This window comes from Chryseobacterium sp. JAH (assembly GCF_001507335.1).
Taxonomy (GTDB): Bacteria; Bacteroidota; Bacteroidia; order Flavobacteriales; family Weeksellaceae; genus Chryseobacterium.
This window is the reverse complement of record NZ_LMAH01000003.1, coordinates 346,452-367,765: the sequence shown is the minus strand read 5'-3', so window position 1 is coordinate 367,765 and position 21,314 is coordinate 346,452. Positions and strand designations below refer to the sequence as shown.

Sequence of the window (21,314 nt, the reverse complement as noted above, 5' to 3'; positions counted from 1 at the left end):
ATTTTACCAAAAAACAATTAATGACTTTATGGCAGATAAAAGTTTTTTATCTTACTGAAAATGACTAAGTTTGTTATCCTCAAATTTCTCTCATGAGTTCCGAAATTACAAATTACATCGGCTATGCCGCTTCCGTTTTCATCATTTTAAGTTTTATTCTTAAAGATTTAACCAAAATCAGAATTGTCAATTTGGTAGGCTGTATCTGCTTTGTCATTTACGGAGTTTTTAGCGGAATGCTTTGGCCGGTAATTATTCCCAATGGAATTATCTGCTTTGTACAGGTTTACCATTTACTGACCGCAAAGAAAAAATAATGACTCGAAAAAAAGTGTTGACTTCTGCGTTCAGCAATCTTCATACTGACCAACGAATTGAAAAAGTCTGTCGAACTTTACATGAAAACGGTTATGATGTTGAATTGATTGGAAATAATTGGGGTGGCGAATACGACATGTCTCGACCGTATCCTTTTTCGAGGATACATATTATTTCGAAGACTTTAAAAACTGCTTATTTTGAATTTAATTGGAAACTGTATCACAAGCTGAAGGAAAAAGCTGACGAAAATACCATTCTTCATGCCAATGATCTTGATGCTTTGCTGCCAAATTATCTCTTATCAAAAAAATTAAATATTCCTTTGGTATTTGACAGTCACGAAATTTTCTCGGAAATGCCCGCCGTTCAGGGCAAAATGTCTCAAAAACTTTGGCGTTATCTGCAGAATAAAATTGTTCCGAATCTTAAATTCATGATTACCGCAAGTGGAAGTTATGGAAAGTGGTTTGAGAATAAATACGGAATAAAACCAATTATCGTTCAAAATGCGCCCCGAAAAATTGATTTTTCAATTGAAATTCCTACTAATAATCCGAAAATTTTTCTGTATCAAGGCGCGCTCAATCCTTTCCGAGGAATTGATAAAGCCATTTTGGCAATGCGTCACCTCGAAAATGTTGTTTTTAAAATAGCCGGAGATGGTCCGAGAAAAAGGGAGTATGAAGATTTAGTGACAAGAGAAAATCTTCAGGATAGAGTTCAGTTTTTAGGCAAATTACTTCCAGACGATTTAAGAAAAATCACTTTAACGGCTGATGTAGGAATGAGTATTGAAGAAAACGGCGGAGAAAGTTATGAATTTTCTCTTCCCAATAAAGTCTTAGACTGCATTCAGGCAAGAGTTCCTTTGATTTTATCTTCACTTCCTGAAATGATTAATATTAAGAATCAATTTGATGTTGGTGAAATCATTGAAAATCATCAACCTGAAAACATTGCTAAGGCTTTAAATTTAATTTTAAATAAAGGAAGGAAAAACTATAAATCTGAATTGGAGAAAGCTGCCGAAATTCTTTGCTGGGAAAATGAAGAATTGAAATTGCTTGAAGTTTTTGAAAGAGCATCGAACTGATTTAAACCATTTCAGGAAATTAGAGGATAAGAATTAAAAAGAGCGTTACTTTAAAATTAGATTGTATTTCGAAATATGCAAAGCGGCATTGTTTATCTTAAATATTTAAAACCATTCAGAAAATCTTTGTCTAACCTTGCGTTTACAAATAAAAATTCAATCATTTTAAAAATAGATTTTCATATTCAATCTGTTTTAAATTATCTTTTTAAAATTGGTTATCTTTGCATAAAGAAAGTATAGAAATGACCATTAAAGAAAATCAGCAGGAAATAATCGACGAATTTGCATTTCTTGAAGACTGGGAGCAGAAATATGAGTACATCATCGATTTGGGTAAAGAACTCAAGGGTCTTCCGGATGACAAGAAAACGGATGATAATCTGATCAAAGGTTGCCAAAGCAAAGTGTGGATTGATGCTGAATTTAAAGATGGGAAACTGTTTTTCAACGCCGATTCTGACGGAATTCTTCCCAAAGGAATCGTTTCTTTACTTGTAAGCATCTACAGCGGTCATTCTACCCAAGAAATTTTGGATTCTGATTTTGAATTTATTTCTGAAATAGGATTACAAGAATTCTTATCACCTTCCAGAGCAAACGGATTGATGGCTATGACCAAACAGATCAAATTTTATGCAGTTGCGTATCAATTGAAATCATAAGCGTGATCAGAATTTTAGCATACCGTTTTTCCGCTTTTGGTGATGTCGCTATGACAATGCCTGTTTTCCGAGAATTTTTAGAACAAAATCCGAATGTTGAAATCGTGATGGTTTCAAGGAAGAATTTTGAGAGCTTATTTGCTGATATTCCGAATGTTATATTTCACGGAATCAACCTTGATGACTATAAAGGTTTTCTCGGAATAAGACGTTTGGGAAAAGAGCTGTTGAAAGAATATTGTCCGGATTATGTGGCTGATTTACATGATGTTATAAGATCGAAGATTTTAGATAAAATTTATGTAAGGAAAGGTCTGAAGGTTTTTAAAATCAACAAGGGGAAAGAAGAAAAGGAGGAGCTTACAGATGTTTGGAATTTGGATAAAAGGCAACTGAAAAAAACGGTAGAGCGTTACGCAGATGTTTTTAGAGAGATGGGTTTCAAAGTTGAGCTTTCGCATCAACTAAGACCAATTTATAAGGAGAAATCTGGAATTGGTTTTGCTCCATTTGCACAGCATAAAGGAAAGATGCTCCCATTGGAAAAGTCGTTTGAACTGGTAAAAATTTTAGCACAAAAATATACCATATACTTTTTCGGAGGAGGTAAAAGCGAAACTGAAACTTTGGAAAGTTGGGAAAGCCAGATTCCGAATACAAAAAGTTTAGCAGGAAAACTCAACCTTTCGCAAGAACTAGATAAAATTGCTCAGCTTGAGGTCATGATTTCCATGGATTCTGCTAATATGCATCTTGCAAGTATTGTAGGAACAAGATGTGTCTCCATTTGGGGCGCTACCCATCCATATGCAGGATTTTTAGGATTCGGGCAAAGTGAAAATGATGTTGTTCAGATAACAGATCTTACCTGCAGGCCTTGCTCTGTCTTTGGTGACAAAGAGTGTTATCGCGGTGACTGGGCTTGTCTAGAGGAAATCAACGTTCAGAAAATCATTGATAAAATATAAAAGGAATGAAACTTTCTGTGTGTATTCCGGTTTATAACTTTGATGTTCGGGAACTTGTTTACGACCTTAACGAAGAAATAAATAAAAAGGAAATCGATGCAGAAATAATCTTAATCGATGATGCTTCCGATAGTCAGTTTAAAAGGATTAATAGTGAAGTTCAAAGCATAGTACAGAACTTTATTTTCTTAGAAAAAAATATTGGGAGGTCGAAAATTCGAAATCTTTTTTTGCAATACACAGAAGGTGATTATCTGTTTTTTTTAGATTGTGACGGTAGAATTATCGATTCTAAATTTGTTCAAAATTACATTGAAAAGCTTCAGCAAAATACCAATATTAATGTCCTTTATGGGGGAAGAGCGGTGTTGAACAACCCTCCGGATAAAAATTCCATCCTGAGATGGACATTTGCTGTAGAGCGGGAAAATCTTCCCGTGTTTAGTCGTATTGCGAAGCCGTATCTTTCTTTTCAGACCAATAATTTTGTGATCAAAAAAGAAATTTTGAAAAGATTCCAATTTAATTCAGAATTTGAAAACTATGGCTATGAAGATTTGCTTTTTGCAATGGATTTGAAATTTGAGAACATTAAAATTCATCATATAGATAATCCTATTTTCAACAATGATTTGGAGAGTAATGAGGTGTATCTGAGAAAAGTGGCGGAGTCTGTAGAAAGTATTTCTAAGATGCTTAAAATGGATTCTTTAAAATGGAAAATTTCTGAGATAAAATTAGTGAAGGCCTATAATTTTTTACACAAAACACATTTTGAATCATTATTTCTTTATCTATTTGGTTTTTGTGAGAAAAGGATTAAAAAAAATCTTCTTTCAGATTGTCCCAACCTTCGAAATCTTGATTTTTATAAGCTCGGGTTGCTTATTCGGCAGATGAAAAAGAGTGTGGCGACCTAAAAGTGTGCCTCCAAATCACCAAAAGAACTAATACGAATCCTTTTCAACAATTCAAACAAAATTTCAGAACCTCTGTTAATTCCCATGAATAGGCATAAAATAAAAAACTCTCAGAATAATCTGAGAGTTTTTGTGGGCCCTGAGGGATTCTCCACAAACTTCATTTTCTCTTTATTCATAGTATTTTCAAAGCTTTCTTAATTTTGGGTATGCCTAAAAGGATGCCTTCTTATAATAACTCCTAACATAATAGAGTATTATAAAATCTTTATAAATAAACATGATATCCTAAGAACCAAGGATCTACATAGTACAAATATATCTATGTTCAAGGCTGTTCTTTTCTTAACATATTTATTAGTATAAATTTTATCTTCTATAAAAGTTATAGCTATCTGTATAAAAGGACAAATAACTAAAAAAATACATTAAAAATATAGGTAGGTTTTTATAAAAGCTATTAAGAAAATATCCAAAATTATTTGAAAAATCTAATTTAATAATGGTTGTTGTTGCTAATGACAATATTAGAAATATAATACTATATTTCAGTATTTTAGAATCAATTACATTATGGTAAATTGCATAAAGTCTAGGTGCTCTAATTAAAAAACTTATAATTAAACTTCCACTGAAGATATGTATGACTTCTTGTAGGTTTTCAAAAATAAAATCAAAGTAGTTTAAAAATGAGTTTTGAATTAAATAGTAGTAAATATTATCAATATATCTTATAAGAAAGATAACAAATATATTACATAAAAAATAAAGTATCACTGTTATGACTGTAGTTTTAAGATTATTCATGTTGTCATTTATGGCATTTAGTTAAACAAATATATCTAGTTTCTTTGACTTGTCAAATAAGTCAAGTTGGAAAAATCTGATATTCTTAAATCAGTAGGTAAAAGAATTAAAGAAATGAGAGAATCTAAAGGACTCTCTCAGGTGGATTTAGTTGGTAGAATGTCAGGGGAAATAGATCCAACTAATATTTCAAGAATTGAATCAGGGAGAACCAATCCAACAGTTTACACTATTTTTAGAATAGCAGAAGCTTTGGATGTGCCAGCAAAGGAAATTCTTAATATTGAATGTAATTAGTCAAAAGGGCTATAATTATAATATTATCTTATTTTTTGATTACATGGATCTTACCCATTTTCCTCCAATCCTTGATTCTTTATAAGTAGCCATCATCTTTAAAACTACAATAACTTTCTCTACCAAGAATAATGTGATCTGTTAAATTTATATCCATAATTTTACATGCATCATTTATTCTTTCTGTTAATTTAAGATCTGCAGAACTTGGTTTTAAATTACCTGATGGATGATTGTGTGCTAAAATTATTGATGAAGAATTTGTTTTTAATGCTATAAACATAATGTGCTTAATCTCTACCACAGTGGAACTTACACCACCTTTTGAAACAGTATATATTCCTAATATTTCAGAAGCATTGTTTAGCAATATTATTTTAAATTCTTCAAATAATTCAATAGTTTCTTTGTTCCATGATTTGAAGAAATATCTGTAAGCATCACTTGAATTTTTAACAAAACTTCTATCACTAATAAATTCTCTAGAATAAATAATAATAATTTCATTTATTGTATTTGCCATAAATTTAATTTTGAGTCAAATTTTGTAATGTTATTATATGAATGATAGAATCTGCCTCAGCAGATAATAAAAGAAATCATCCCTACTACAAAAATAATAGGGATGAGATTTTTAAGCTTTATCAAGCTCTAATGTGACATCTGGAATAAATAGATCTGAAGATTCTAATGCATCAACATTAATTAATTTCAATTTTCCAACAAAGTCACTTGCTTGTAATGTTTCAATAGCAGATAATTGTTTTGAAATAGCCATGAAAGTGAATTGTCTACCATACATAGGATCCTCTTCAAGTTCATCTGCCTGAAAGAGATATACAGCTCCTTCACAAATTCCCATTCTTTGTGCAACTGTACCACTAATTACAGTTCTACTAGGAATTTCACCTGCTATACCAATCAAGATAACTGGCTTTAAGCCATTTTTATCTTCTGTAGCTCTTTCTGATTGTAGGACTTCTACCTTTGCTACAAATCCTTTAAAATGCTTTTTCATAATGAATAATGTTTTTGAGTTAATACTCAAATTTGGTTAGAGATGAAAAAGAGGCTAGGTGAGTAAAGGAAGGTTAAGAAGTAGATGATGAGGTGACTCTACAGATGTTTTAAATTGAAAGTAATTTTATTTTATGGTGGGAAATAACTGTGGATAGAGTTTATGGGTGGGGGACTTTAGAAATTAAAAAAAGGGCATACCTTTTATCCTAGGGGATTTGTAAATAATTGGTCTTTGAAAATTTTTTAAAAAATTAAATTTTGGTTTGATAATATTGAAGGTAATAATATTTTGCTTTTTTTACCAATGTGTCAAGCTTATCTAGAGTAGAATATTCATCCAAATCTTCAAATAAAGAGTGTTCAAAACCTAGAAATTCAGCCATATCATCAAATATTGGAGTTTTAGGATGTAAAGTATCTGAGACATTGAATGTTAAATTAATGCCCTTCAGTATGTACTCTATTGTAATTTTTCTTTCTTCAGAATTATGCTCTTCCATGTAGCAAATATACATAGTTGATGTATATTTGGCTAACTAATATCAATTTGTAAAAACTTAGATAATTTAATATGGAGAAGTACTATGTATTTTGTGATGAATCAGGAACTCCTTCAAAAAAGGATAATATAAATCATTTCATTTATGCCTGTATATTAATAAAAGAATCAGATCTGGTTAAAGCTAGGAATGTTAGAGCACATATCAGCAAGAATTTTCTTCAGGGAAATATTATCAAGGCAGGTAATAAAGCTATCAGAGGAAATTTTAAAAAGAGAATTCAAATATTAAATTATCTATGTGACAATCTAAATTTTAAGATACACTCACTAATAATTGATAAGGAAGCTTTAGCAGGCAGAGGACTTGATATAAAACAAGTTTTTATTAAATTCTTTCAGAAATTGCTTCTTAATGATTTGTCAGGAAAAGTAGCATCATTTCAGGTGTTTATGGATTCTACAGGAGATGATAATTTCCAATTAGATCTAAAACATTATTTACTTAAATACATACCAAGATTTCAAGCAAATCTATTTAATCAAGACAACAGTTATCATCTAAAAAGTGATGAAGAGGAAGAGTTGATTCAGTTTGCAGATTTAATTGCTAATTCAATGCTACAGATATATTCAGGGTCAAAAAAAAATATAAATTGGAAAGAACTTTATGAAATCTTAGAACCAAAGCTTTTAAAACCCATTGTCTTCCCATATAATTCTGTTCTTAATCAAGATGAAGATGAGGAGAACTTTACAGTCTCTAATAATATTTACAGTAGTGTATTAGATACTATTGAAAGATTTAAAGAAAACAACAGAGACAAAGTTAAAAATACAATTGTCAATCATCTGGTTTATATATCAAGAATATTTCCCAGTAAGCTGATTGAAACATATGAACTAAGAGAAGAGATCAAAAGAGTATTAAGTCAAGAAGTGAGCTTGGAAAAAATTAGATTACTTATAAGAGATTTAAGATATCAGGGAATTTTAATAATTTCAAAATCAGGGAAAAGTGGGTATAAAATAGCTGTAAATGAGGAAGATATTAGTTCTTATTTTAATCATTATTTATCATATATCATACCTATGTTAGAAAAAGCAAATATTGCTGATGAAGCACTGCAAATTAGTTTAGATAGGAATAATTATAATAAGATTAACAAGTTTCTTAAAGCATTAAAAGAACCAGATTTAAATTAATCTAGATCTAATTCTCTTATAATGTCCTCAAGGAGTAATTTAAAATTTACCAAATTGTTTTTTATTTCTCCTTTTGAAATGAGTTGTAAAAAATCAGTTTTATTAAATGATTTCACTTTTTTTAAGTATTTTAAACTATCTTGATCAAATTTTTTTTCAGCAATATAATCTTTAATACTATTTTCATATGGATCCCAATCACTAGGATTTTCTATAAATATATTTTTTCTATGTTCTAAAAAATTTTTTTCATCAGCATCTTTAATAATTTCTAAATTAAATAAAGATTCAATATCAATCTCAATCTTACATTTTCTTTTATAAAATTCTAAAATATTTGGATTATATTTTTGATTTAATAATAGACATTTAAATGTAAGTTTTTGATTTTCAGAAAACACCTTGGAGTCTAAATCATTTTTTGCTTTTCTCCCAGACTCATCATTATCCAGTATGCCAACACATTTGATATATCTACCTGATTGATCTTTAAACATGCTATGTGACCATGCTGCAATTTGATGAACAACCCAATTTGACCCAGCACTGGATTGAGTTTTGATGGTGATCTTATCTACTAAATGTGGGAAATAGTAATTAATTGTTTGATCAAGGTAAAATTTATCAGTCAAACCTTCTACAAAGACTGTTGCATTAATAATTTCTTTATCATTGTTAAAATTATTATTTTTGATATGATTTAATAGCTCTGACATAGGAAGTTTCCAATCATCAGATGAAGATGAAAATTTTATAACCTTCCAAATCTTTGAGAACTCAAAATCTTCATTTTCATATTGAGAAAATCCAATAATATAGTTTGGAATCTTAGTTTTTAAATTTCTATAAATATCTGCCAATAATTTTTTACCTCCATCTGGAATAGGATTTTCATTATTTCTTAGAGGTAAATATTGATCTATTATTATCAAATTGTAAATAATAGGTTTATCTCTTATTACTTGTATTGCATTAGAAATACTCTCTGCTGTATCAATAAAAGAACCAGGTGAGTGTTTATTAATATAATCTGAAAGAACATTTATTTTATCAAAGCTGTCATCTACAATTAAAACTTTCATATGCTTACTTTCAACAGGTTTATTAACTTGTTTTTCCAATCTTCTCTATGAGAAGAATAATATACATAGTCAATGTAAATTTCTTTAAATTGTTGTTTTAATATCATATCTATTTCCTCTATTCCAACCACATCAATGCCTGTTGAGAACTCTGAATACATTGTTATTAATATTGTTGTTATGTGAATCTTTTTTCTTTTTAATTCATTTAATATTTTATGTCCACCCAGTTGCATATAGTTATTTGCAGAATGTATTTCATCCCTTACAGGTAAACTCATATCTAAAAGAAGTAGGTCATATTTATTTGATATGATTTCTCTTAATCCAGAGGAAAATGAATCTCTTTGTACAATATTTACATAATCAAACTCTTTTAGTATGAACTCTGAAATATTCTCAAATTTAGTTTTGTTGTCTTCAATAAATAAAATGTTGTTAAATTTCATAGTTTAATATAATTGAAATTGTATTGTTCTGAATATTAAATTTTAGTGTTGAGTTGATAGATTTTATATCATATTTAAGCATTTTGCCAATTTTTTTAAATCCTGTTCCTCCTTCTTCATCAACATGGGTTAGATCATTATTCCAATTAGAAGTTATACTTTCAAAGCATTCATTTAACTTTTCATTATCTAATCTATCACTAAAATTATTTTGTATTGTAATTGTAATATTCTGTCTGATAATATTGTCTGTAGAAGTTTTATAAGTTACATCCTCTCTAGTAATTTCAAAAATTATATTCAATTCCTGATAGGGTAATTGTGAGTATTTAATAGCATTATCAACCAATATTCTTAAGATGTCCAAATAGTAATATGCACCATCAAAGAAAGACTGAGAGTAGTCATTTACTTTATAACTAATTTCAAGATTAAAACTATCCATTGCTAAATCAATAATTGTTTTGAAATCTAAACTTGTTGAATCAATAGTGTTGTTAATTTTAAACCATTTAGATATCTCAAATAATTCTTTTTCAACAGATGTTTTAATGAAATTAACTTTCTGATTAAAATCAAATAAAATATCTTTAGTATTAATCACTGTATTAACTTCATTTTGAAATGTATTGATTATTTCTAAAAATCTATTTTTCAAATCATTATTAAAAAAGTTTATAGTATTTTTTAATAGTTGTTCAGTTTGTAGTCTTATTGAGCTCCCTAAATAATCTATAAATTGCTCAAATGTAAAATCATTGTTTTCAAAATCCTTAAATAATAACCATATAAAGCTTTCAGTATTTATAAATTGAAACAAAGCTGCATCATTATTAAAATTTCTGTTAGAGTTAATTTGCACTTTTTTATATACTACATAACCAATTAAATCATCAATTTTTTCAGAAAACAATTTAATTTTTCCCTGTATTTCTGGCAATTTTATTTCAGCACCCAAGAATTCATACATATTCCAGTAAGGAATTTCAGTGTACTCAGAATTAACATCCTTAGTAGAAATTAAATTGTTTGATGAAAAGATATTTCTGATTTTATTCTCTATCTCTCCATGCCTAAATCTGGTACTTAAAATCCCATTTAAGCCATACTCATTACTAAATAAATAATTTTCAAGAATCTCAATATATAGAGTTTTAAAAGAAATATATTCTGCTTTATTAATTAAAGTAGAATCTTGAGAAAGTTGAGAAAGGTATTTTTGAATTAAAATATTTGTGTCAATTTTGAACAGCTCATTTGTATCCAAAAAATCTAAATCATTTGTTTTTGAATAGCTCATGATGTGTTTTGCTCTATTAAATGAAACAAGATAATTGCTTCTATTGTTCTCTATTGTTTTTTGGAAATTGAAATAAATTCTTCCATTATTTATGTTTGTCAGCAATTTTTTCAAAGAGGCTTTTTGCTTTAGCAAATTTATTTCCTCATCATAACTTAAATTAGTTGGTGAGATTGATTTTAAAATGTTAAGAATTTTAATTCTTTCATTCACAATTTCATCCTCATTATTGAACTCTAGATAAAAATTATTTAGTGTTTCTATTGTTGCAATTTTTTCAAGTACAATTAGTAACTTTTGCTCATTAAAATTTTGTGAAATTAGTTCTGAGGCTTTGCCAATACTCTCATTCCCCAAAAACATTTCCAAACTAACATATTGATAATATGAGTCTACATTACCTAGATAGAAAAATATAGGTAAGTTAATATTAACATAACTCAGATTGTAATTGTTGTTTATTAAAAGTTTAATAAGTATTTCAAGATTAAATCTTTCTATCAAAAATTTATTTTCAAAATAAGAATCAACAACTATATCAAATATTCTTGATAAGTTGTTTTGATTAACTAAAAATCCTATAAAATAATTAAGAATCTCTTCCTTAGAATAGTTATCATATTCCAATTTATAGAGTTTTTCTAATAGCTTCTCTGAATTTTCAGTATACCTATTCTTAGAAAAATCAACTCTGGCAATATATAGTTCCTTTTTTTTCTCTGGTATGTTCAGATTACTTATTTCTTTATAATTGTTTTTAAAAATAAGATAATTAATATAAAGGCTTAAATTCTTTTTTATATCACCTTTGAAAGTTTTTTTTTCATTGTGATAGTTTAAATGGATGGATTGTGGATTACTAATATCACAATAAATAAAATATTCATTATATAAAGCTTTAGCAGAAGAACTACCTGTGTAACCTGAAATAAATGAATAAATTTGAATATATAAATTTACTCTTGAATTAGATAATGATATTTTCAGTAGATTATCCTTAGATAGATAATAATTATTAGATTTACTAAAAATTGCATACAAATCTTCTAATATATTGTCAATTGTACTGTTAATGTTAGTTTTGACAAAATCTAATTTTAACTGTAGCAGACATTTGACATATATTTCATATAGATACAAAATTTCTGGTCTTTTGCCTAGTTGTTTTTTACAAATTTCCAATGCTTTAGTATAATTGCCTTTAGAATATTCATTTAATATTAAAATGTTTAAATCAACAATAATTTCAATCTTTTCTGTAGAAAAGCTATTAATTTCTTTTATCCTTTTAATTCTTTCATCTTTAATGTCACTACTTAAGATGTTAATAGTTTTATTTAGAAACTTATAATTTTGCTTGTTAGAACTTAAATGATTGATTATTGAGAGTGTAAAGTAGTATAAATCAATTATTGAAGAGTTACTATGGCTGTTTATGATGAAAGTAAATTCTTCATAATTATGAGACTTTTCACCTAAAATAAAACTTACATATTCTCTTTCCTTCTTTTGTAGATTTCTTGTCAGTAAATTAACTTCATTAAAATAACTTAAAACAGATACTTCATCTTCAGCTTTTTTACTATAAAAATTTGCAAGTAATGTAATAAGATCATTCTCTGTCTTTTTGCAAAGTTCATTATTGTATTTCCAATTTTCTTCAATACCTCCAATTTTTTGAAGGATATTAAATTTGCTCTCAATTCCCCACAGTGATTTACAAATATTATTTTCAACATACTTAATAATATTTAGACATTCTTGATAATTTTCAAGTAATAAATTTTGTTGAAAATTATACTCTTGTTCTAAGAAATTGTTTATTGCTTTATTATTTTTAATTATAAGAAAAATAATAAAAGCAAATTCTCCCTGTAGGTTTTCTGTTGAAGGTAAAACTGGATTTATTTTGATTTTTTCTTCTTTTCTAGGAAATAAAGAATCCTGTATCACATGCTCAAAAAAACCCCAGTTTTTATAGGCTTTAAAATAATTATAGGCTTCTTCAAAATTTAAGGCTTTATAGGATAAAAGATCTTGAACTGTGGTGGTATGCATAAATACAATTTATTCAAAATTAGCAAAAAATAGTTCAGTTTTAGATAAAAGAATGTTTTAAAATTATATGACCCCAGCATTTAGCTAGGGTCATATGTTAACTCAAAAACCAATGATAATTTTCTTTACCATTGAGAGTTTTTTGAAGTCCTTTAGAAAATTCAAAGGCATTCAAATTCCTGTTTAGGAAAGTATCTATATAAGAAGATTTGTTGGCTTGTGTAAATAAATTGTAAACATCCCACAGGTTAATTTTGCCATCCTCCATTCTGCAGAAATTCTGATCTTCATAATAATCTTTAACCATTGTGCTGATGTGATTGTCATTAAAATTTAGAAAAGGTATGTTCTGTTTTTCTTGTTTAGGTAAATACTGATATAATCTAGATTTACCTATTAGTTGTGCAAACTGATGTTCAGATAAATAGTCTTTGGTAAGTTCCTTCATTTCCATTAAATGCAGTTCTGCATCATATCTGTGAACAGTATCTAATATCTTTGATTGTAATTCTTGGGGACTAGAAACTCTAAGATTATCTAAAAAACCATCTGTTGATACACATAAATTACAACATACTTTATTTTGAAATCCAATAAAGAATTTAAACTTTTCTAATGTCTTTTTAGAATATAGGTTTTCTTGATTGTAGCTTCTCACCCCACCAATAGTAAGTGAGACTTCATTTCCATTTATTACATCTTTGATTGAAGGGATTCTAATAATAAATGCCATCCTCTCATAGTAGATGGTTTTTTCATGGTCTTCCAGTTCTTTAACAGTTTTATGGATTGCAGAAGGAATCCTCCCTTTAATCTGATGAGAAACTCTAATTTCAGGATTACTCATGTTTTGATGAGGGAAAGCTATGCTAATAGCACTAATAACTGCCTCAATAAACTCCTGATGAGCTATTGTCTTCTCATTATCTTTACTGAATACTGGGATAATACAGTCATTATCTAAATGATCAAAATTTACATGTTGTGTGTTAGCTAATATAAAAGGACTGGACTCTAAAGAAAGAACATTATTATCATTATCAGTTTTTTTTTTTGATATATTATTTTTATCAGATATAAAAGACTGAACTTCCTTTGTGGTTTGAGACCTTGAATTTATATCTTGATTCATCCTTACAGAATAAAATACCTCTTCATCTTCAAAACCTTTATTTTCAATAAAGATATTATTGATGGATTTATATTCATTAACATTATATAAAATCATTTCATTACAATCATCAGAGATATAATTCTCTATTATGTTAGTAGAATTATTGAAATTTGGTGTGTCCATTTTTGTTAATATTATTTGGGTTATTGATATTTATTAAATTTGTTTTTCTAGCTTCAAAATCTGGTCTTAAACTGTTGTGATAATGGGGATAAGATTTATAAAGATCTAGTAATTCAGTAATAGAAGAACACATTTGAATGTGTTCAAATACCTCTCTTTCAGATAGAATTATTTTTGTATTTTGACTGGTACTTTGGAGATGAGTAGAAGTACCCTGACTACACCAGCTTAAAATTTTGCTACCAGTGCTTTCTGAGATGATAAATTCAGGCTTTCCCATAAATAAGCCAGTTCTGTCTTTACTAGAAACAACATGATGTTTTATATCTACATCAAATACCAAGGTAAATTCATAGTCTAATCCATCTCTTTGAACAGATTTTAGTCCTACTTTTTCTGGAATAAATTTCCCATCCTTTTGATTTAGAACATAGTCTTGCTTAGTTCTCATTGTAGTAATGATATGTGCATTACATTGAAGTATTTTATCCATAAACAGCTTTTCCAATGGTTTAATTTTTGCCCAATTAGTAAAGCTATTTCCAGCTAATGAGCTGTGGTAATCTAGTAGGTAATCCCAACAGTGAGAAATAGAATCTAGAATAATTACTTCAATACCTGCTTTTTCACACATATTAATTGCATCAACATATTGTTGTGGTGTAAAGGGAGGTTTTAAAGCTATAATAATAGAGAAGAGTATGTTTTCCCTGAACCAGTACTTCCTTGTAAAGCCATTTTAATTTTGGCTTGTTTTCTTTGTGACTTTTTTAATTGCATGATTTTTGTGGTTTTTAAAAAGTTATTTGTTTGTATCTGTTCTGATTTGAGCACTTGAGTTTGAATAACTCAAATTTGCATTTATTGCATAAATTGTAGTGAGAAGTCACTATACAGTTGGAGACTTATCTAATAATTCCAACAATGCAAATAACAGTAGCCAAGCTCAGGATAAGGAGCTTAATAGCATAGGCTATAAGAGAAGAAGTTCATTGAATTTGTATGTTCCAATGAAAGTTGATATTGATAAAATTTTGGTAGAAAAGCCACCAGAATTTAGATTTCATAGGGATAAGTTTGTATATGTTTTACATTTACTAAGCTATATACCTTCAAAAAATAGTAATATTCTGAATGAAAATAATGGATTTACACCTGTTAATAGAGCATTATTACAGAGAAGAATTCATAATTATAAAAATTATATTGACTATTTGGCAGATGTTGGTGTAATTAGATTAGATGGATTTTATAAAGTTGACAAAAAGTCAGGAGGTATAAAGTTTACAGATGAATATAAATCAAACCTTGTACCTGTTGAGATCACAAAGAATACCCTTATAAAAAGTATTTTAGACTTAAACCAAAGTAAAGATGTAAAGAAAACAGCAGATTTATTGTTTCTTAAGAAATGGTTTGAAGATGGTAAGCTAAAAATTGACTTGCAAGCAGGTAAAGATGAATTAGAAAGAATTGCTGAAGCAGAAAAAATAGAAGGTCTTTGTAATATACAAGAGAGGCTTAATTCTAGATTAGTTCCATTATTAGATTTAATCTCTGAATATAAGTCTTTTGGAGTAGATACTACAGGCTTTAGGCTTCATACACCTCTGACTAGACTCAAAAAAGAATTAAGAAAACATGTTAGCTATGATGGGAAAAATCTTGTTTCCATTGATATTGTCAATTCACAACCATTCTTAACTCTGCCTCTTTTTGACTATATGAAATTTAAGAAAAATGATATTTCATCTAAGATTATTAGTCCTCTTTATTACCAAGATTCTGATATGTCAAATCAATTATTGAATACCATAAGAAATATAGGCACTCAAGATGATGTTGAAATTTTTATAGAATGTGTGGTCAGTGGTGATTTCTATGAGAAATTTGGTGCTATCCTTCAGAAGGAAGGGTTACTAGAGGAAGGTGATATTCAAAGCATTAGAAAAAAAGTAAAAGAAATTACTTTTGAATCTATCTTTAGCCCAAATACCTCAATAGCTTACAGTAAAGGTATTCAGGTTTTCAGAAAGACTTTTCCAAGTGTTTATGAAATTTTTCAGTTAATAAAAAAAGGTAAAGGAAATCATCCTTCATTTGCAATTATGTTGCAAAGACTTGAAGCAGAATTAGTTTTAGAAAAAACTTGTAAAATAATAAATAGATTGAAACCTGAGATACCATTATTTACAATTCATGATTCTATTGCATCAACAGAGGAACATACATCTTTTGTAGAAGATATTCTCACAAAAGTTTTCAAAAAGAACATTGGGGTTTCTCCTAAATTAAAATTAGAGAGGTGGGGTTAACCACCTCTCTTTTATTTTAAAAGGAAATTTAGTTTACTCATCTCCTCACTAACCTTTTCCTTCACAATTTTAGCATAATGCTGTTGAGTAATCCCAATCTCAGAATGACCAAGTAATTCAGATACTATCTCCATTGGAACATTATTAAAGAGTAGAATAGTTGATGCAAAGGTTTTTCTTGCTATGTGGTGTGTTAGGATTTTATCTATTCCTACAATCTCTGCTATCTCCTTCAGATAAGAGTTGAATCTTTGATTTGAAACCACAGGTAATAAATGGTCTTCATTTTTGTACTTATCTAAGATGTCAGAAGCCCTTGTTAATAAAGGGACTTCATAACTCTTCTTAGTTTTCTGTCTTTTAATATAAAGCCATTTATTGTCATCAAATCCAGTCTGAATATTACTTTCCTTTAGAGTTGCCATTTCTGTGTAAGCTAAACCTGTATAACAGCAGAAAATAAACATGTCAGCTACTTGTTGTAGTCTTTCAGATGCAAATTGATGTTGTTCCAGATTCTTCAGTTCATCTTTAGACAGAAACACTATCTCTTTTTTAGGCTTTTTACCTTTGTACAGTAGGAAAGGGTCTTTGGGTAAGAAATCTAATGCTACAGATTGCTTTATAATCTGCCTAAACCTTTGTAAAGTCTTATAGATTGTATTCTGCATAAACTTCTTTTCAGTTTTTAGGTAAAATTCAAACTCAGTAATAAATGCCATTGTCATGTCCTTAAGCAGGTAATCTGAGCTGTTATATTTCTTTTTTATAAAAGATAGTGTATGAGCTAGAGTCTGGTGGAATTTAGCAACAGATACCTTTGTTGTTGATATTCCTATAAGTTTTTCTTGCTTTGTAATATGTAATTGAAACATTTGTTTAATGGATTTATCAAGTTTTACATTCTCACCTTTAAATTGGCTATAGATATCATCTACACTAAACTCTTTATCCTGAACTTGCAGGAACAAAAAAGCCTGATTAATTTCTTGTTTAATCAGGCTTAGTTGGGTATTGACTTGGTTGTTTCCTTTGTTAGAAGGATGTGCTTTCTGTTTTGAAGCATTCCAATAATCTGGATTGATAAATATACCAGTTGAAAACTCTTTTCTTTCTAATTCATTGGTAATTCTACAGGTTAAAGGACAGAGGTTATTTGCATTCATTTTAGATTTTCTTATATAGAATAGGATTTTCATTTTGTAGTATTAATAAGGGTTTGAAATGGTACACCAGAGTTTTTTTGGTACACCTGAAGGGACACCTGAATCTTTACTAAAAAGTAAAGCAGATTGTTAAATTTGAAGAACTGAAATTATGATTTTGGAGGTGGATTTTTAAGTTAGAAACTAAAAGGGACACCTTGAAGAAAAATAGGTCACCTAAAAGCACACCTCCAAATCCCCAAAAAGAACTAAAAAGCACCTTTTTCAACAATTCAAACAAAATTTCAGAACCTCTGTTAATTCCCATGAATAGGCATAAAATAAAAAACTCTCAGAATAATCTGAGAGTTTTTGTGGGCCCTGAGGGATTCGAACCCCCGACCCTCTGGGTGTAAACCAGATGCTCTGAACCAACTGAGCTAAGAGCCCTGAATTTTTTTGAAAGGTTTCAGTAAACCTTTGTGGGCCCTGAGGGATTCGAACCCCCGACCCTCTGGGTGTAAACCAGATGCTCTGAACCAACTGAGCTAAGAGCCCTATACGATTTCTCGTTTTGAGTGGTGCAAATATACATACTTATTCTTTATCAGTCAAGTTTTTTTCTAAAAATTCTCCAACTACAAAGTTGCTTCCGCCAATAAAAATCATTTCATTTGCTGTAGCTTGTTGTTTAGCAGAAAGATAGGCGTCTTCTATAGAATCAAAAATTTTATAAATTATTTTTGCTTCAAGCAACAAATCTTCATATTCTTGAGGATGACGACCTCTATTGATGGCAGGTTTCGCAAAATAAAACTCAGAATTTTCAGGAAGTAGGGCCATTACTTCATCAATTTTTTTGTCATGCACAAAACCTAGGATGATGTGTTTGTGTTTCGGAATAGAATTAAGCTGAGAAAAAACATGTTCCAAACCATCCTGATTATGGGCTGTATCACAAATTGTCAAAGGGTTTTGTGAAAATTCGAACCAACGGCCAATAAAGCCTGTGTTCTTATGAACCTTTAATAATCCTTTTTCTAAATCTTCAGCAGAAATTTTTAAGTCTAATTTTTTCAGTTCCGCAACTAAAGCCAAAACGACCCGAATGTTCTTTTCTTGGTAGTTTCCTTTTAAATCTGATTTTAAGTTTGATTTTATTTTCGTTGCATCAATGAAAGTAGTTTTCTCTTGTTCAGCTTTAGACTTAATGATATTTTTAACCACTTCATTCTCATCTCCCGAAACGACAGGGATATTTGGTTTAATAATACCTGCTTTTTCGAAAGCTATTTCTTCGATGGTGTTACCTAAAATATTTTGGTGGTCAAGCTGTACATTGGTAATCGCAGAAACTAAGGGTTTAATGATATTCGTAGAATCTAGTCTTCCGCCCAAACCAACTTCTATAATGGCAAAATCTACTTTTTTCTGAAAAAAATATTCAAAGGCCATGATGGTTGTAAATTCAAAAAAAGAAGGTAAAATATCTTGGGGTAAGGTTTTTAATTTTTGAATAAACTGAAAAACAAATTCTTTATCACAATTTTCACCATTGATTTTAATTCTTTCGGTGAAATCAATCAGATGGGGCGAGTTGTACAAACCAATGTTGTAACCCGATTCCTGAAGAACAGACGCCAGCATATTGCTCGTAGAACCCTTTCCGTTGGTGCCACCAATGTGGATGCATTTTATCTTATCCTGCGGATTGTCAAAAAAGTTGCAGAGTTTTGTAATATTGTCAAGACCTGGTTTGTAAGCTTTCTCACCATCAATCTGATAATTCGGAGCCTGAACGAAAAGCCATTCAACGGCTTCCTGATATTCTTGGTTTGTCATGATGCAAAATTCCCAAAACTTTCACTAAAATGAAACAATAATTTTTTAAAATTGTAACTTTTTTACAATCTTTACGTCTAATGGAGAAAAAGCTACAATGAAAAAAGTTTTGACAATTGTTTTAGGATTATCTGTTCTTGGGTTGAATGCTCAGAAGAAGTGGTCTTTGAGAGAATGTGTAGACTATGCGGTAGAGCATAATCTTCAGGTCATTCAAAATCAATATTCAAAACAAATTCAGGATGTCAATCTTAAAATTGCTCAGAATAATTATCTTCCGTCGGTTTCTGCCAATGTGGGTAATAATGTGAGTTTTGGGCAGGCTTCTTTGGGAACAGGAAGTATCAGGAATGATGTTTTCAGAAATAATGCCAATATTGCTGCAGATGTTTTGGTTTACAACAACGGAAGATTGGAGAAAACCATTAGAAAAACGCAGTTTGATGTAGAGGCTAGTCAGTACGATATTGAAACGATTAAAAATGATATTTCGCTTCAAATTGCTCAACAGTATCTGACGACTTTATTAAACAAAGAAATCGTAAAAATTTCTCAAAGTGCTACTGAAAACGCTAAAAAACAATATGACAGAGCTAAAATTACCACACAAGTAGGGACAACGGCTCAAACTATTGTAGCAGAAGCAGAAGCAGCATGGGCGAGAGAAAAACAAAATCTTAAAACGGCTGAAATCAATGTAGGAAGAAGTTTATTTGCTTTGGCTCAGCTTTTACAATTGCAGGATTACAGAAGTTTTGATGTTGAAAATGTAGAAATTGGCGATCAATTGAGTCCTCAGCTGATATCTGTAGAAGACGTTTTAAATACAGCTTACGAAAGTCAGCCACAAATTAAGGCGGCGGAAAGCAGAATAAAATCTGCATTGGCGCAGACAGAAGTAACCAGAACGGCTTTCTGGCCAACTGTTACCGCAAGTGTAGGAATCGGAAGTTTTTATAATAATTTACTGAATACGGATAATGTAGGAAGTCCTACTTTTTATGTGAAAGAGGGAGGTTTTTTCAATCAATATAAAGACAATTTTGGTCAACAGGGAGGGGTTTCGGTGAATATCCCAATTTTCAACAAAGGCATTACAAAACTTCAGGTAGAGCAGTCTAAGATCAATGAAAGTATCGCCAAAAATTCTTTAGACCAACAAAAACAAACGGTAAAACAAAATGTACAGAAGGCTCAGTTTGATGTGGATGCCAACTACGAAGTATATTTAGCTGCTGTGGAGGCTGAGAAAAGCACCAAACTGGCAATGGAATTTGCAGATAAAAGCTACGTTGCAGGAAGAGGAACAATTTACGATCTGAATATTGCGCGTAATAACTACGCCAACGCTCAGGGTTCAGTAGAGCAGGCAAAATATAATTATCTTTTCAGTCTTAAATTATTGAATTTCTATGCAGGAATTCCATTAAGTTTGTAAAATGTCTATTCTGTCTTTAGAAAAATATTTACCACAAAATACGCTTTCTCATTTAAGGAATTGGTTTTCAGATTATTCGATTCATATTAAAATTACAAGAAATCGAAATTCTAAGCTTGGAGATTATCGGAAACTTCGTGATCTTTCACATGAGATCACAATTAATTCTACATTACAGCCACAGCTTTTTTTCTTTGTGCTGACTCACGAATTGGCTCACCTAATTGCTTTCGAAAAGTACGGGCGGAGAATTTCTCCCCACGGAAATGAATGGAAGCATACATTCAGACTTATGCTGCTGGAAAGTATTGATGTTTATGAAGATGATTTAAAACCAATCATCATTAAATTCTCGAAGTCTCCGAAAGCCAATTTTATGGCCACCCCAGATTTAGTCAAGTATTTTCACATTGAAAATCATGACAATGATGAAATTTTTGTTGAACAACTTGTAAAGGGCGATTATTTCATCTACAGAACCGAAAAGTATTTGTTGGAAGGTCTGATTAAAAAAAACTATCTTTGTCTGAATTTGGCCACAGGAAGGAAGTACTCTTTCAAACCTTTGGCGAGAGTGAAAAAATGCAGTTAA

At 29.8% G+C, this 21,314-nt stretch carries 20 protein-coding genes and 2 tRNA genes; 10 read left to right on the top strand and 12 right to left on the bottom strand.

Annotation, left to right across the window (positions count from 1 at the left end):
- Positions 1–92 precede the first annotated feature (92 nt).
- From AR685_RS08880 to AR685_RS08855, 6 genes are all read left to right on the top strand, one after another.
- The gene (locus tag AR685_RS08880) at positions 93–317 is read left to right on the top strand and encodes a hypothetical protein (protein ID WP_047443315.1); all 225 of its coding nucleotides are present in this window, start codon (positions 93–95) and stop codon (positions 315–317) included.
- Entirely contained in the window at positions 317–1,414 is a 1,098-nt protein-coding gene (locus AR685_RS08875; RefSeq protein WP_059124332.1) for a glycosyltransferase family 4 protein, read from the top strand. Before AR685_RS08880 ends, AR685_RS08875 begins: the two co-directional genes overlap by 1 nt.
- A 245-nt stretch (positions 1,415–1,659) precedes the next feature.
- Positions 1,660–2,079: a SufE family protein gene (locus AR685_RS08870; protein WP_047443313.1), complete on the top strand. Its 420-nt coding sequence runs from the start codon at positions 1,660–1,662 to the stop codon at positions 2,077–2,079.
- A gap of 5 nt (positions 2,080–2,084) precedes the next feature.
- Positions 2,085–3,047, top strand: coding sequence for a glycosyltransferase family 9 protein (locus AR685_RS08865; RefSeq protein WP_047443718.1), 963 nt, complete (start codon positions 2,085–2,087; stop codon positions 3,045–3,047).
- Between the two features lie 5 nt (positions 3,048–3,052).
- Positions 3,053–3,967 carry a glycosyltransferase family 2 protein gene (locus AR685_RS08860; RefSeq protein WP_059124331.1) on the top strand — a complete coding sequence of 305 codons (915 nt, stop codon included), beginning with the start codon at positions 3,053–3,055 and terminating at the stop codon, positions 3,965–3,967.
- An 873-nt stretch (positions 3,968–4,840) separates the two neighbouring features.
- Positions 4,841–5,071: a helix-turn-helix domain-containing protein gene (locus tag AR685_RS08855; protein WP_059124330.1), complete on the top strand. Its 231-nt coding sequence runs from the start codon at positions 4,841–4,843 to the stop codon at positions 5,069–5,071.
- Between the two features lie 79 nt (positions 5,072–5,150).
- Here AR685_RS08855 and AR685_RS08850 read toward each other — a convergent pair whose 3' ends face one another.
- The 3 genes from AR685_RS08850 to AR685_RS08840 all read right to left on the bottom strand — a co-directional run bounded on the left by AR685_RS08850 (position 5,151) and on the right by AR685_RS08840 (position 6,591).
- Complete coding sequence (locus tag AR685_RS08850) at positions 5,151–5,594, bottom strand: RadC family protein (RefSeq protein WP_059124329.1); 444 nt, start codon at positions 5,592–5,594, stop codon at positions 5,151–5,153.
- 111 nt (positions 5,595–5,705) lie between these two features.
- Positions 5,706–6,089, bottom strand: coding sequence for a hypothetical protein (locus AR685_RS08845; RefSeq protein ID WP_059124328.1), 384 nt, complete (start codon positions 6,087–6,089; stop codon positions 5,706–5,708).
- 253 nt (positions 6,090–6,342) lie between these two features.
- Entirely contained in the window at positions 6,343–6,591 is a 249-nt protein-coding gene (locus AR685_RS08840; protein ID WP_059124327.1) for a hypothetical protein, read from the bottom strand.
- A gap of 71 nt (positions 6,592–6,662) precedes the next feature.
- On the opposite strand from AR685_RS08840, the gene AR685_RS08835 reads away from it, so the two are divergent.
- On the top strand, positions 6,663–7,796 hold the full coding sequence (locus AR685_RS08835; RefSeq protein WP_059124326.1) for a DUF3800 domain-containing protein: 1,134 nt from the start codon (positions 6,663–6,665) through the stop codon (positions 7,794–7,796).
- Here the strand turns inward: AR685_RS08835 and AR685_RS08830 are convergent.
- From AR685_RS08830 to AR685_RS08810, 5 genes are all read right to left on the bottom strand, one after another.
- Positions 7,793–8,917: a response regulator gene (locus AR685_RS08830; RefSeq protein ID WP_059124325.1), complete on the bottom strand. Its 1,125-nt coding sequence runs from the start codon at positions 8,915–8,917 to the stop codon at positions 7,793–7,795. The genes AR685_RS08835 and AR685_RS08830 overlap by 4 nt on opposite strands.
- On the bottom strand, positions 8,875–9,327 hold the full coding sequence (locus AR685_RS08825; protein WP_059124324.1) for a response regulator: 453 nt from the start codon (positions 9,325–9,327) through the stop codon (positions 8,875–8,877). Before AR685_RS08825 ends, AR685_RS08830 begins: the two co-directional genes overlap by 43 nt.
- Positions 9,317–12,685 (bottom strand): hypothetical protein, encoded by a 3,369-nt coding sequence (locus AR685_RS08820; RefSeq protein ID WP_059124323.1) that lies wholly within the window; start codon positions 12,683–12,685, stop codon positions 9,317–9,319. The genes AR685_RS08825 and AR685_RS08820 overlap by 11 nt, the downstream gene beginning before the upstream one ends.
- 97 nt (positions 12,686–12,782) lie before the next feature.
- Positions 12,783–13,982 (bottom strand): DUF3871 family protein, encoded by a 1,200-nt coding sequence (locus tag AR685_RS08815; RefSeq protein WP_082671908.1) that lies wholly within the window; start codon positions 13,980–13,982, stop codon positions 12,783–12,785.
- Complete coding sequence (locus tag AR685_RS08810; protein ID WP_228376414.1) at positions 13,960–14,616, bottom strand: AAA family ATPase; 657 nt, start codon at positions 14,614–14,616, stop codon at positions 13,960–13,962. Before AR685_RS08810 ends, AR685_RS08815 begins: the two co-directional genes overlap by 23 nt.
- 244 nt (positions 14,617–14,860) lie before the next feature.
- Between AR685_RS08810 and AR685_RS08805 the strand changes: the two genes are divergently transcribed.
- Positions 14,861–16,297, top strand: a complete 1,437-nt coding sequence (locus AR685_RS08805; protein WP_059124322.1) for a hypothetical protein — start codon at positions 14,861–14,863, stop codon at positions 16,295–16,297.
- A gap of 11 nt (positions 16,298–16,308) precedes the next feature.
- Here AR685_RS08805 and AR685_RS08800 read toward each other — a convergent pair whose 3' ends face one another.
- From AR685_RS08800 to AR685_RS08780, 4 genes are all read right to left on the bottom strand, one after another.
- On the bottom strand, positions 16,309–17,496 hold the full coding sequence (locus AR685_RS08800; protein ID WP_059124321.1) for a site-specific integrase: 1,188 nt from the start codon (positions 17,494–17,496) through the stop codon (positions 16,309–16,311).
- Between the two features lie 321 nt (positions 17,497–17,817).
- Positions 17,818–17,892 (bottom strand) — tRNA-Val (locus tag AR685_RS08790).
- Between the two features lie 33 nt (positions 17,893–17,925).
- A tRNA-Val gene (locus AR685_RS08785) sits at positions 17,926–18,000 on the bottom strand.
- 39 nt (positions 18,001–18,039) lie between these two features.
- Positions 18,040–19,284: a bifunctional folylpolyglutamate synthase/dihydrofolate synthase gene (locus AR685_RS08780; protein ID WP_059124319.1), complete on the bottom strand. Its 1,245-nt coding sequence runs from the start codon at positions 19,282–19,284 to the stop codon at positions 18,040–18,042.
- Between the two features lie 97 nt (positions 19,285–19,381).
- On the opposite strand from AR685_RS08780, the gene AR685_RS08775 reads away from it, so the two are divergent.
- Both AR685_RS08775 and AR685_RS08770 read left to right on the top strand, forming a co-directional pair.
- Entirely contained in the window at positions 19,382–20,722 is a 1,341-nt protein-coding gene (locus AR685_RS08775) for a TolC family protein (RefSeq protein ID WP_059124318.1), read from the top strand.
- A gap of 1 nt (position 20,723) precedes the next feature.
- Positions 20,724–21,314 (top strand): SprT-like domain-containing protein, encoded by a 591-nt coding sequence (locus AR685_RS08770; RefSeq protein WP_059124317.1) that lies wholly within the window; start codon positions 20,724–20,726, stop codon positions 21,312–21,314.

Excerpts from the sequence above, each read along its gene's own strand:
- AR685_RS08880 (WP_047443315.1), top strand. The coding sequence starts at position 93 with ATGAGTTCCGAAATTACAAATTACATCGGCTATGCCGCTTCCGTTTTC.
- AR685_RS08875 (WP_059124332.1), top strand. The coding sequence starts at position 317 with ATGACTCGAAAAAAAGTGTTGACTTCTGCGTTCAGCAATCTTCATACT.
- AR685_RS08870 (WP_047443313.1), top strand. The coding sequence starts at position 1,660 with ATGACCATTAAAGAAAATCAGCAGGAAATAATCGACGAATTTGCATTT.
- AR685_RS08860 (WP_059124331.1), top strand. The coding sequence starts at position 3,053 with ATGAAACTTTCTGTGTGTATTCCGGTTTATAACTTTGATGTTCGGGAA.
- AR685_RS08850 (WP_059124329.1), bottom strand. The coding sequence starts at position 5,594 with ATGGCAAATACAATAAATGAAATTATTATTATTTATTCTAGAGAATTT.
- AR685_RS08845 (WP_059124328.1), bottom strand. The coding sequence starts at position 6,089 with ATGAAAAAGCATTTTAAAGGATTTGTAGCAAAGGTAGAAGTCCTACAA.
- AR685_RS08840 (WP_059124327.1), bottom strand. The coding sequence starts at position 6,591 with ATGGAAGAGCATAATTCTGAAGAAAGAAAAATTACAATAGAGTACATA.
- AR685_RS08835 (WP_059124326.1), top strand. The coding sequence starts at position 6,663 with ATGGAGAAGTACTATGTATTTTGTGATGAATCAGGAACTCCTTCAAAA.
- AR685_RS08825 (WP_059124324.1), bottom strand. The coding sequence starts at position 9,327 with ATGAAATTTAACAACATTTTATTTATTGAAGACAACAAAACTAAATTT.
- AR685_RS08820 (WP_059124323.1), bottom strand. The coding sequence starts at position 12,685 with ATGCATACCACCACAGTTCAAGATCTTTTATCCTATAAAGCCTTAAAT.
- AR685_RS08815 (WP_082671908.1), bottom strand. The coding sequence starts at position 13,982 with ATGGACACACCAAATTTCAATAATTCTACTAACATAATAGAGAATTAT.
- AR685_RS08810 (WP_228376414.1), bottom strand. The coding sequence starts at position 14,616 with ATGTGTGAAAAAGCAGGTATTGAAGTAATTATTCTAGATTCTATTTCT.
- AR685_RS08800 (WP_059124321.1), bottom strand. The coding sequence starts at position 17,496 with ATGAAAATCCTATTCTATATAAGAAAATCTAAAATGAATGCAAATAAC.
- AR685_RS08780 (WP_059124319.1), bottom strand. The coding sequence starts at position 19,284 with ATGACAAACCAAGAATATCAGGAAGCCGTTGAATGGCTTTTCGTTCAG.
- AR685_RS08775 (WP_059124318.1), top strand. The coding sequence starts at position 19,382 with ATGAAAAAAGTTTTGACAATTGTTTTAGGATTATCTGTTCTTGGGTTG.
- AR685_RS08770 (WP_059124317.1), top strand. The coding sequence starts at position 20,724 with ATGTCTATTCTGTCTTTAGAAAAATATTTACCACAAAATACGCTTTCT.